This window comes from Legionella stuttgartensis, from assembly GCF_977063405.2.
In genome coordinates, this window is record NZ_CDRUHA020000104.1 from 215,580 (window position 1) to 228,108 (window position 12,529).

The window sequence follows — 12,529 nt, forward strand, 5'->3', positions numbered from 1 at the left end:
TACAAATAGATGTGTCTAAGTTTGGTATTGTTTTTTAATTAGCTTTAATTTTGAGAGTATTATGGATATTACTGTGTATGGTGCTGGTTATGTGGGATTAGTTACAGCATTATGTCTTGCCAAAATAGGCCACCGAGTGTGTTGTATGGATAAGTGTCAAGCACGTATTGCGTTACTTAAAAAAGGACATTCTCCTATTTTTGAAAAAGACATCGATTTACTGTTACAGCAACAATTAGAAAAAAAACAATTATTTTTTACTGCAGATTTAGAGGAAGCAGTTCATTTTTCTACCGTACACCTTATTGCTTTAGGCACACCCCGTTTACCTGATGGCAGCACTGACTTAACCCAATTGTTTGACGTAATCGAATATATTTCACACCGTGTTACCCAGTCGTGTTCTATTGTTATCAAGTCTACGGTTCCTGTGGGAACTAGCAATCAAATTAAACATACAATTCAGAAATTTCTATCGGAACACTCTAAAAAAATTACTATCTCAGTAGGAGCAAATCCAGAGTTTTTACGTGAAGGGACAGCGATTAATGATTTTTTAAATGCGGATCGTATTGTTATCGGTGGTGATGAGCAAGTTACTGCGATATTAAAAAATATTTATAAACCATTAAGTGATTTGGGTATACCATTATTAACTATGGATCCGTGTTCTGCTGAACTTACCAAATATGCTGCCAATATCTTATTAGCATGCAAAATTAGTTTTATTAATAAAATTAGTGAATTATCGCACGCATTTGATGCCGATATTAATCAGATTGCTCGAGGTATTTCTTTGGATCATCGCATTGGACCACATTTCTTAAAAGCCGGAATTGGTTATGGTGGCTCCTGTTTGTCAAAGGATATACATTCTCTTATTCAAACATCTAAATCAGCAGGCATAGACGCTTCATTTTTTGAAGCAATTGAGCAGGTAAATCACCATCAAAAAAAATGGGTTATGACACAGCTCAATCAATATTTTAAAAAGCAACTTACTGGATTACATATCGGTATTTGGGGTATCGCATTTAAACCTGGAACAGATGATATTCGTGAAGCAAGTAGTTTAGTCACCATCCATGAATTAAGTAAAGCTGGGGTTGATTTACTCATCTATGATCCTAAAGCCATACCTAATACCAAAGAAATGTTAGGTTGTTACGATAATATTACGTGGCTTGAACACTGCGATGAGGTGTTTCAATATGACATTGATGCATTGCTTCTGCTGACTGAATGGGACGAATTTGTTCAGTATCCGTTAGTACAATTAAAAGAACATTTACAAGACACGCCTTTATTCGATGGTCGTAATTGCTATAACTTAGACATGATGAACAAGCTGCAATTTAATTATTATTCAGTAGGACGTCCTGCCGCCGTTACCGCAACGGCTACCGCGAAGGTTGAATGTATCTAGTGGGTCAAAGATGATTCTAAACGTGAGATGCTATTTCATTGACTGCATAACTTATTTGTTCTGAGCTATGGACACTACTTATAAAAAATCTTAATCGAGCCTGATTATCAGGAACCGCAGGATATATAATAGGTTGCACGTTGATTTTTTTATCATAAAGTTGACGCGATAATATAATTGCTTTTTTAGAGCTACCACAAAGGATTGGAATTATTCCCAATCCTAGGCTAAATCCTGTATTCAGATTTAATGCCTTCGCTTCTTCTAAAAATTGCGTTGAACGCGCATTCAGAGCAGTAACTCGTTCAGGTTCATCTAACATAATTTCCAAGGCTTTTAAGGACGCAGCAGCAAGCGGCGGCGCCATACCTACGCTGTATAAAAAACCAGGGGCGGAGAATTTAAGATGCTCCACTAATGCATGGCTTCCAGCAATGTATCCGCCACAACCGGCTAAAGTTTTGCTCAGTGTCCCCATCCAAATATCAATTTCGCGCCCATTTATCTCGAAAAACTCATGAATGCCTTTGCCACTTTTTCCAAGGACGCCTATTGAGTGAGCCTCGTCAACCATCAAAAAAGCTTTGTGCCGCTTTTTTATTTCTATGAACGCTGGCAAATCCGGATAATCACCATCCATACTGTATAAGCCTTCAATGATAATAAGTACTCGCTCAAACTGATGGCGACGTGTTATTAATATATGCTCTAAAGCTTGCCAATTATTATGAGGAAACGACATTCTAAAGGCACCGGATAATTTGATCCCCTGTAAGGAACTATCATGAATTAACTCATCATGGATAATTAAATCCTTGGGGCCAAATAAATAACCAATGGTGGTGACATTAGTTGCATGCCCACTAACAAAAATCAATGCATCTTCAACTCCATACATTTTCGCTAATGCATTCTCCAATTGTTGATGAATAGGCCTCTCTCCAGACACCAGTCGACTGGCAGATGCAGAAGTTCCATAACGTTGGATGGCTTCTTGTGCTGCGGCATTGACTCGAGAATCGCCATTTAAATTCAGATAATTGTAACTGGAAAAATTAAGGAACGACTCTCCATCAATAATCGAAGTCGCTGAGGCTGTTCCTTCATGCGTTAAAAAAAATGGAGTGTCAATTTTTAATTTTCGCAAATAAATTTGTTTTTGTTTTATTGTTTGGTAGTTTGGATAATCTTCAAAATTACAAAATCGCTCAGGAATTTGAACAGCTGAATTATGAGCTTGAAGCAACTCATTCTGAGTAGTATTAGCAGAGTCTTTTAAACGAAGTTGGCGTTGACCTAACGCCATTTTGATTAGACTATCCTTTATCTTGCTCATTGGACTGTACTCTCAATTATTCTTGATTCCTGTTCGAGTTCTATTGCTTCTTTAACAGAAATAATCTCACCGTGGCGTGCTGCCTCATGCATTACCCTAAGTACAGGACTCTCATGTTCTTCGTTAATTTCATTTTGATTACTTAATTGGCTAACAATGCGTTCTGTTAAAGTATCTAATGAAAACCCTTGAGAAAGGGTCATCATGGGTAGCGGAAAATTAAAGCGCTGCTCTATAGCATTGCTTAACTCAGCCCCAACTAAAGAATCCAGGCCAATATTAAGCAAGGATTCTTTTCTATCTATTTTTTCTTTAGGTAACCGCAAAATTCGTGCTACTTCATCGGCTAAAATATTACTAACAATTTCCAAAGCTTCTTGGGTTGATTTGCCAGAAAGGAGCTCATGAATGTCTGTTTGTTTCGTATATTTTGAGTTTTTGTGCTCCTCTATGCTAAGCAGTTTACTATATTTGGGAGCATTCATCTTGGGAAAAGCGCGCTGCATTTTTCTCAAGTTAAGATCAGCAATAGCCGCGCCCATTTCTTTATTAAGAATTAATTGTTCCAGCCAATTCAAAGCATGTTCTGAAGTAAAAATCTGACCGCCCATTTGGGTCATCAATAAAGCTCTAAGTTTTTCATTTCTGGCCAAATAGCCTGCGTCATAAATTGGTCCCCAGGCAACAAATAAACCACTTAAACCTTGTTTTCTACGAAGGGAGATCAGTTTTTCTAAATAATGATTTGCTGCAACATAATTACCCTGTCCTGGATTACCAAAAAGAGTAGTAACCGATGAATAAACCACAAAAAAATCTAATAATAAATTCTTGGTGCTGTGATGCAAATTCCAAGCCCCTTTTACTTTAGCAGCAAAAACATTATTCATTTTTTGCGTATCCAGATTTTTAATCAATGCATCTTCATACACGGTTGCCGCATGAATGATGCCTTTCAATAAAACCTTGTTCTGCTGCAATGAATTAATAAGCTGTTGTATTTGCATAGGATCACTGATATCCAGTGCATGGATATCGACTTTAATTCCTTGCTCAGTCAAACGCGAAACTGCGTTTTTAGCTTCCTCTTTTACGAGTCCTTGTCTTCCCAGCAGAATTAAATGCCGTGCACCTTTTTCCGCCAGGTATTGCGCCGATTTCAAGCCAAATCCACTAAAACCTCCGGTGATTAAATAAGCAGAATTTGGACATAAGGATAATGAAGAAAGCGATTTGAAATTTAATAAATGATCATTTGGTTTTTCTGTAAAACGAACAATAATTTTGCCTATATGTTTTGATTGCTGCATGTACCGAAAAGCATCATGAATACTGTTATTAGCAAATTCGCGATAGGGCAAAGGTGAAAGTACATTTTGTTCGAATAAAACCAGTATATTTCCAAAAATCTGGGAACATAATTGGGGATTTTTAATGATTAATTGATCGGCATCAATCCCAAAATATGCGATGTTGTTTTTAAATGGTCTTAAACCAATTTTACTGTTGAGATAAAAATCTCGTTTCCCTAACTCTAAAAATCTGCCGAAAGGTTTTAAAATAGTTAGATTTGCATTGATAGCCTCTCCTGACAGGCAATTTAAAATGACATCAACCCCCTCGTTGGCGGTTTCTTGCATAATCTGCTCGGCAAAAACGAGTGAACGGGAATCAAAAATATTCCTAACTCCTAGAAGGCGAAGAAAATCCCTTTTTGATGCTGAACCCGCCGTAGTATAAATTTCCGCACCAATGTTGCGAGCAAGTTGAATTGCTGCAATCCCTACACCACCCGCCGCTCCATGGATTAAAATCCGCTCACCAGGTTGTAAATGAGCGAGATGATGCAAAGCATAATAGGCTGTGAAAAAAGCAATGGGGACACCTGCTCCTGCTGAGTAATCCCATTGAGAAGGTAAATGGGCTATGGCATATGCCTTGGTACTGGTCGTGGTACTAAAGCTTGCCGGAGCAAATCCCATTACCCGATCACCCACTTTAAAGTTGGAAACTTTTTTTCCCGTAGCAAGAATTTCGCCGGCAAACTCCATACCTAAGGTTGCTCCCAAAAATCCATCTTGTACCGCCTCATCAGGTATAAAACCCATTGTGTACATGAGGTCGCGAAAATTAAGTCCCGTAGCATGAGGTTTAATTTGCACCTCGTCATCTGCAAGTTTTATCTCCTGAACTGGAAACCATTTTAAATGATGAAGCGAACCAGAGCGCTCGAAATCAAGACGATACTCTTGTAAAACACTTTGCTCTAAATGAGCTGCCGTCGGCATCATAAGGCGGATGCCATATCTGGCGGTTGCAGTAAGAATAATTTCATCTTCGCCATCATTTAGGACCAATTCATTTGCCAGATTGGCTGCCAGCTCTGGGGTGATATCACCTTGTAAATCAATGAGCTTGCAGTCAAAGCCTGGATACTCATTAATTAACACACGGCCCAGCCCCCACAAAGTGGCCTGTACCGGGTTATCAGCGATTGTTGTGGGGATAAGATCACAAGGAGCAGCATTGGAAGTTACCAGTATAACTTGAGGTTGCACCGTCCAATTATAACGTTCAATCGTTTTGATTAAATCAATCACTTCATTACACTTAACCCCAGCCTGCTCCATTTCAATGCGCGCATCAAGAAGAACCACCAGTCGTAATCGGGTTGATTTTTTAATAAAAGGCGCTAATGATTGTTGCAAAAGTTTCGAGGAACAATCAAACGCTTCGTTATCATTGCTGACGAAATAAATGTCAGCTATCGCTCCTTTGTTCTCTATTGCCTGAGTCAAATAGTCCTTGGCTTTATGCTGAGATGTAACTACGATAATATCTATCGGTTGCGGCCTTATTTGAGGAGCGAAAACCGTCGTGGTATCACTAAGGGGTTGAGCCAAAAATAAAAAACTGCCTTCTCGCTGAGCTGCCCCTGGCTCAGGTAACGCTTCCGTATATTGAAAACCAGCATCCTGCAAGAGCTTGCCCCAGGTTGGCAAGGAATAAAAACGAGATAAGGGTTCATTTTCGTCATTAAGACGCCACCATTCTGGCCTCAACCCTAAACTCATATCATAAAGACGATCGCTATGTCTTTCCATGAGAAGTAAAATACCGTTCTTACTTAATAAAGAACGCAACATCGTCAAAGGATGCAATACATTGTCAACTGCATGCAAACAATTGCGGAGTAAAATAATATCAAACGATTGCTCTGCCAAAGAGCTCTGATTAATGAAATCAGAGTCAAGAGCTAGTGTTGTCGTTTTCGCAAACAAATATTTACTTAGATAATGTTTTGCTTCGTAAGACGCTGTTTCATCTCCTAGAGCGATTAAATAATCCGTTCTTTCTGCAGGGAGAGATTCTAATAGATTAAGAGTTAAACTACTGAAGCCTTGACCAATTTCTAGAATACGAAGTCGTCGTTCACTGGGCCAACGAGCTACTATTGCTTGAATAGACTCTCTAACAAGAATATGAATCCCATCTGCAGAAGGAGCGCTGTTTAGAAAATAATGAAAAGTATCATCGTGTAATGAAGGTAAAAACTCCTCGGTAGTAATTTTCCCTTGCAAAAGGGATGTTAAATGCAAGCTCCAGCGACCAACAATTGATAATTCCGAGAGGTAATTTGGATAGTGATTTAAAAGTGCGTTCCAAATGAACTCTGCATCATATTGTTCTTTGGGTTCAACAAAAGTGTACTCTTGAGATTGTGTTTTTAATAATAAGCCATCTTCAACAAGAACTCTCAGGTATTGCTTTAATAAAGGTTGTTGCGACTTAATCACTCCTCCATAATCACATAAAGAGTCTAAGGAGAAGGTTTGTTTTTGTGCTGCAATTGTTTTAATTGCACGATAAATAAACTGGGCAATCATCACATCAAATAGAGGCATTACCTCTTCAAAATGGCGAACCCGATCTTCTTTTTTTGTGTAGGCAATATCCTGCACGTGTTGCCTAATCATGGTCAATGTTGAGAAATCGATGCTTAAGGGTGCAGCACAGGATAATAAATGGGCCTTATTAACATACATTTTCATGGCATCCCCTTGCCTCGAAAAAGATATATTTTTAAAGCGACAATCATCAATTAAAGCAATTAACCTACCTAAATTGTCAATAATCTTGAATTGGGCATGAATTCCCTGTTTGGTGATCGTTAAGATCTCAGCGTAAAGATAAATTTGTTCAGGTAACTGAGCGAACATCCGAATACGGCCTATTCGTACGGGAAGTGCTGCTTGGCTTGAATAGCCTTGGCGATGTAGGACACCAATAAGTAGCTGAAAACAACTATCAAGAATAGTTGGTGGGATACAATATTGCTCGAGACCAGCAAATATACTCGGATGAATTGTGGTTTGCGCTAAAGCACATCGTTTTTGTAACCAAAGATACAAAATACCTTGAAAGGTTTGTCCATAATCTAGCCCTATTGAACGAGCCATGGCATAAAGAACCTCTCCCTCAATAGGGGAATTAGCCGCTTTCCGCAAATGCATGATATCGATATGATCAGGTTCAGAAACTACAGGTTCATTAATTAAACGCCCGACCGCATGAACAATCCAAGATTCATCTGAATGTCGATTACGACTTTTAATATTGAAACTACCATCCTGTGGTTGTAGCTCAAAACGAGTAATACGACATTTTTTTTCTTCAAAAACCATAGGTACGAGGATGTCAATATCTCGGACATCATGGTGGTAATTGCCATACCATAAACGAGAAGCAGCCAGAGCCATTTCAGCAAAACCAGCTGCTGGCATGACCGGAGTTCCATCAACTACATGATCAGCAAGGTAACTCACAAGCTGAGTATCTAGATGATTTTCCCAAATGAATTCCTGAGGTCGGATTCTCCAACCCAATAAGGGATGCTCGATGCGTAAATCGGTCAGGTTATTATTCTCATTAGTTGGTTGTTGTCGATGAACCTCTTTAATCCAAGGATACGCAGGTAAAGAAATTGCTTTTCCTACGACCGGAAATAAACATGATTTATCAAAATTTGCGCCACTAAGTAAGACTTTATAAATGGATTGTTTGAGATCAAAAGATTCATCCCCATGTCGTTTTAACGTGGTAAAAACTGCTCCTGATGCTTTTCTAGTGTGCAAAATATCTTCAATGTAGCGTTTTAAAACGGGTTGCGGCCCAACTTCAAGGAAAACTTTTACGCCATCATCAATTAATTGATTAATTGCTTTTTCAAATTGTACTGGTTGACGAATGTTATCCCACCAATAATTTGCATCGAGTTTCTTACCCCGACGTTTAGTGCCCGTTACAGTGGAGAAGAAATTAATTGGATTCGCTTGTGGATGGATATTATTCACTCCAGAAAGAAAATTCGCTTTTAAAGGCTCCATTTGTTGACTATGAAATGCATAATCAAGATCCAGTGGCCAATGTAAGATGTTTTGCTGAATGCAAAAATTGTGTACTTGGTTAATGGCCGATTTTTTTCCGGAAATAGTACATCCTTTGGGGCTATTGACCGCACAAACTTCCAAAGAAGAAGATAACTTGAGATCCTTAATTAACTTTGTTGCCTCACCAGCACTTAATGCAAGCGCAATCATTTTCCCTTGCCCATGGGTTTTCCCTTGCCAAAAGCTGCGTTGAAAAATAACCTGGCAAGCATGTTCAAGTGTTAAAGCACCACATGCCCATGCAGCAGCAACTTCGCCTACACTATGACCTACTACTGCATTAACTTTTACTCCTTGAGCAATAAGACAACGAGTGAGTGCTACCTGCAAGGCAAATAAACAAGGCTGAGCAATTTCTGTGGCAAGATAACGCGAATTTTTTTGCGTATTTAATAATTCCTCTTTAATTGAAAAACCAATTTGTGCTGGTAATAAGGAATCTATTTCTTCAATGGTCTCTCTGAATAAGGGATTACCCGCCAACAACGTGCATCCCATTTCCTGCCATTGAGCACCATTTCCGCAATAAACTAGAGCAACAGGGGCACTTTTTCCCACATATTGTCCCTGTATTGCATTATGATGGACTACTCCATGGCCAACGCTAATTTGTTCAAGCACGTCAATAATTTCGGGAATAGTCGCTCCGTCGATGAGCAAGCTTTTATTTAGCAAAACATGACGATTAGCTAAAGTATACGCCAGATCATGATAAAGCTCTGGCTTTAGGCGAAGCAATTGAGCGTATTGTTTCGCCCTTTCAGGTAGAACACGTTCATCATGTGCAGATAATAACAAAGGCGGTAAATCGTTTAAATGCTGAGCTCGTTCCGAAGTGGACTTGGCACGTGAGGCATAAGCTTGCAAAACCACATGCGCATTGGTACCGCCAAAGCCAAATGAATTAACGGCCATAATATGAGGAAGTCCGCTAGGTGACAAATCTGTAAGTTGATCAACAACCTGTAAATGCAATTCCGTTAAATCAATATTTGGGTTAGGAGTTTTATAGTGGAGAGTTGCTGGTACCGCATTATTTTGCAGACACAATACAGTTTTTAATATTCCTACCAGACCAGAAGCGACTTCCAGATGTCCCAAATTACTTTTAATTGAACCGATTAATAGGGGTGTTTTATTTTTTTTTTGTCGTTTTTTTCCTAGAGCGGTACCAATTGCCAATGCCTCAATAGGATCACCTATTGTGGTTCCCGTGCCATGAGCCTCCAAGTAAACAATGTCTTCTGGTGAAATGTTTGCTTCCTTGTGAACCTTAGTGATCAATTGCGCTTGTAATTCGGAACTAGGCATAGCAATGTTTCTAGTTCGTCCATCACTATTTACACCGGTATTAAGAATCACAGCATGAATAGGATCACCATCTCGTTCAGCATCAGCCAATGGTTTTAAAAATAAAACGACACACCCTTCAGAGCGAACATAGCCATCGGCGGTCGCATCAAAACTTTTACAACGTCCGGAAGGAGAAAGCATTGATGCTTTTGAGAAACCAATAAAAGAAATTGGTGACATCAATAAATTAACTCCGGCAACAATCGCTGTTGAAGACTCCCCACTCCAAATACTATTACAGGCTTGATGTAACGCAACCATCGATGAGGAACATGCTGTATCAATTGCGATACTAGGACCTCGTAAGTTAAAAATATAAGACAGACGATTGGCAGCAATACTCACGCAGCTTCCGAGCATCGCATGAGCATAGAGGACCGAACAATCATTAATGTATTTGAACGTGTGCTCATTGCTACCAATACCTACATACACAGCACAATTAGAACCATCTAATTGCTCTACATTTTGGCAACCGTTTTCCAAGGCTTCCCATGTTGTTTCGAGGAGGATCCGCTGTTGTGGATCCATCTGACGCGCTTCCCTGGGAGTGATATTAAAAAAACTGGCATCAAACTCATCAATTTTTGATAAAACGCCGGCACTGAAGGTATAACTTTTACCCAGTTCAGTTTTCCTAGGATGCAGATAATTTTTAATAGGCCAACGCTGATCGTCAACGGAGGAAATAAGATCTTTTCCTTCACTTAGCGCATCCCATAATTGAGGGACTGTAGAGATGTCGCCAGGTAGGCGAAATGCCATTCCCACTATAGCTATTCCATTTTTCCTTTTGCTACTCATGTACCTACTATTCCCTTTTTATTAAGTCAGATTGAAATTAGCGCATGAGGATTATGTATTTATAAACTGGAACCTTAAATTACACCAATTTTCAAACAGCTGGTAACTTCTTTAATAGGAAGCTCCTTGAATGGGGTTAAGTCTAGCAATTTTTTTAGTTATACTAAATAGTTTCATTAAAACCACACACGTATATGGTCATTTGCCTCGTTGCTTAATTAAACGTTCAAAGTTTGATTCTGCTCCTGGAAAGAACTCTAGAAGGAAGAAAAGAAGAAGATGAGAATTTTAGTTACAGGTTGTGCAGGGTTTATTGGTATGCATACGGCCCTACGCTTTCTAGAGCGAGAGGTAGAGGTGATTGGCGTGGATAATTTAACAAATTATTATGACGTTAGATTAAAAAAAGCCCGCTTAGCAAAACTTACTTCTCACTCCAATTTTAAATTCTATCAATTTGATATAGGAGATTATCAGTTAATCAGCAAATTATTTGTTGAAGAAAAACCATGCCTCGTAGTGCACCTGGCTGCTCAGGTTGGAGTACGGTACTCACTCGTAAATCCTCAATCCTATATCGACTCAAATATTCAAGGTTTTATGAATATATTAGAAGCCTGTCGACATCATTCAATTGAGCATCTAGTTTATGCCAGTAGCTCTAGTGTTTATGGCAATAACAAGCTCATTCCATTTGATGAGTCATGTGATACATCTCACCCTATCAGTCTTTATGCCGCAACAAAAAAATCTAATGAGCTAATGGCCCATGTATACAGTCATCTCTATCAGTTACCGACAACAGGGCTACGTTTCTTTACAGTATACGGCCCTTGGGGAAGACCCGACATGGCGTTCTTCAAATTCACGCAGGCGATTACTACAGGAAAACCTATCGATATATATAACAATGGAGAAATGCTGCGCGATTTTACCTATGTTGATGATATAGTGGAGGGAATTGTAAGGGTCACAGAAAAAAGCTCTGCTGAAACTGGCATCCCATATCGTATTTTTAATATAGGAAATAATCATCCTATTGATTTAATTACTTATATCGAGACGCTAGAAAACGAGCTTGGTATTGTAGCCCTAAAAAATTATTTGCCTATGCAACCTGGAGATGTATTTGCCACTGCTGCGGATATTTCAGCACTTGAGGAGTGGGTTGCGTTTAAACCCAGTACCCCCATTGCTTTAGGAATCAAACGTTTTGTTAACTGGTATCGCGATTACTACATGAATATATTGCAAATAGCATGAACTGTTTTTAAATATCGCCGCACCGCTGTGAGAACAGTGATCATCAATTTCATATAACCAACCAATAATAGGGCACATACCGAAGATGTGATGAACCAAGACTGAAGGATAGGGATTTATATGTCACGAGATACACCCAAAACAATATTAATTACCGGAGCGACAGGAGCCATTGGTGGCGCTTTAGCTTTGGCTTATGCCAAACCTGGAGTAAAACTAATATTGCAAGGACGTAAGCAAGAACGTTTAGATGAATTGAAAATGTTGTGTGAAGACCAAGGGGCACAAGTATCCATCAAAGCCGTAGATGTTCGTCATGAAGAATATAAAACTTGGCTGCAGCACATGGCGCAAGAAGAACTTGACTTAGTGATGATCAATGCGGGGATGAATACTCATACTGGACCGGAAGGAGAGCCAGAACCTTGGGATGAAGTGGAGGCTTTAGTAGACATCAATATATTAGCTGTTATGGCAACTGTTCATGCTACTTTACCTGCTATGCGAGCACGAAAAAAAGGCAAAATTGTTTTAATGAGTTCTTTAGCTGCTTATTTTGGGCTGGCACTCACTCCTAGTTATTCTGCAAGCAAAGCGGCAATTAAAGCATATGGTGAGGCTTTGCAAGGATGGGTGCGTTCAGATGGAATTAAAATTCATGTCATTTTTCCAGGTTATGTGACCTCCGAGATGTGCAATAAAATGCCTGGCCCTAAGCCGTTTCTATGGACGCCAGAACAAGCTGCTGCAGCGATTCAAAAAGCAGTAAGCAAAAATAAATCACGTTTTAGTTTTCCTTTTCCGTTAAATTTTGGTGCATGGTGTTTATCCATCTTAAGGCCTGGATTTTCTCAGTGGATACTAAGTAAACTAAGATACAGTAATTAAAGGATTCCC

The 12,529-nt window shown here is 39.2% G+C and carries 5 protein-coding genes; 3 read left to right on the forward strand and 2 right to left on the reverse strand.

Features of this window, described 5'->3' with window-relative positions:
- Positions 1-61 precede the first annotated feature (61 nt).
- Positions 62-1,426 (forward strand): UDP-glucose dehydrogenase family protein, encoded by a 1,365-nt coding sequence (locus ACWTEW_RS33225; RefSeq protein WP_454782251.1) that lies wholly within the window; start codon positions 62-64, stop codon positions 1,424-1,426.
- A gap of 16 nt (positions 1,427-1,442) precedes the next feature.
- Here the strand turns inward: ACWTEW_RS33225 and ACWTEW_RS33230 are convergent, their stop codons facing one another.
- Positions 1,443-2,762, reverse strand: coding sequence for an aminotransferase class I/II-fold pyridoxal phosphate-dependent enzyme (locus ACWTEW_RS33230; protein WP_454782252.1), 1,320 nt, complete (start codon positions 2,760-2,762; stop codon positions 1,443-1,445).
- On the reverse strand, positions 2,759-10,369 hold the full coding sequence (locus ACWTEW_RS33235) for an SDR family NAD(P)-dependent oxidoreductase (RefSeq protein ID WP_454782253.1): 7,611 nt from the start codon (positions 10,367-10,369) through the stop codon (positions 2,759-2,761). Before ACWTEW_RS33235 ends, ACWTEW_RS33230 begins: the two co-directional genes overlap by 4 nt.
- 279 nt (positions 10,370-10,648) lie before the next feature.
- Here ACWTEW_RS33235 and ACWTEW_RS33240 point away from each other — a divergent pair, with 279 nt between their 5' ends.
- Entirely contained in the window at positions 10,649-11,632 is a 984-nt protein-coding gene (locus ACWTEW_RS33240) for an NAD-dependent epimerase (RefSeq protein ID WP_454782254.1), read from the forward strand.
- 120 nt (positions 11,633-11,752) lie between these two features.
- Positions 11,753-12,520, forward strand: coding sequence for an SDR family NAD(P)-dependent oxidoreductase (locus tag ACWTEW_RS33245; RefSeq protein WP_454782255.1), 768 nt, complete (start codon positions 11,753-11,755; stop codon positions 12,518-12,520).
- Positions 12,521-12,529 lie beyond the last annotated feature (9 nt).

Coding starts and splice junctions, on each gene's coding strand:
- ACWTEW_RS33225 (WP_454782251.1), top strand. CDS start 62: ATGGATATTACTGTGTATGGTGCTGGTTATGTGGGATTAGTTACAGCA.
- ACWTEW_RS33240 (WP_454782254.1), top strand. CDS start 10,649: ATGAGAATTTTAGTTACAGGTTGTGCAGGGTTTATTGGTATGCATACG.
- ACWTEW_RS33235 (WP_454782253.1), bottom strand. CDS start 10,369: ATGAGTAGCAAAAGGAAAAATGGAATAGCTATAGTGGGAATGGCATTT.
- ACWTEW_RS33245 (WP_454782255.1), top strand. CDS start 11,753: ATGTCACGAGATACACCCAAAACAATATTAATTACCGGAGCGACAGGA.
- ACWTEW_RS33230 (WP_454782252.1), bottom strand. CDS start 2,762: ATGAGCAAGATAAAGGATAGTCTAATCAAAATGGCGTTAGGTCAACGC.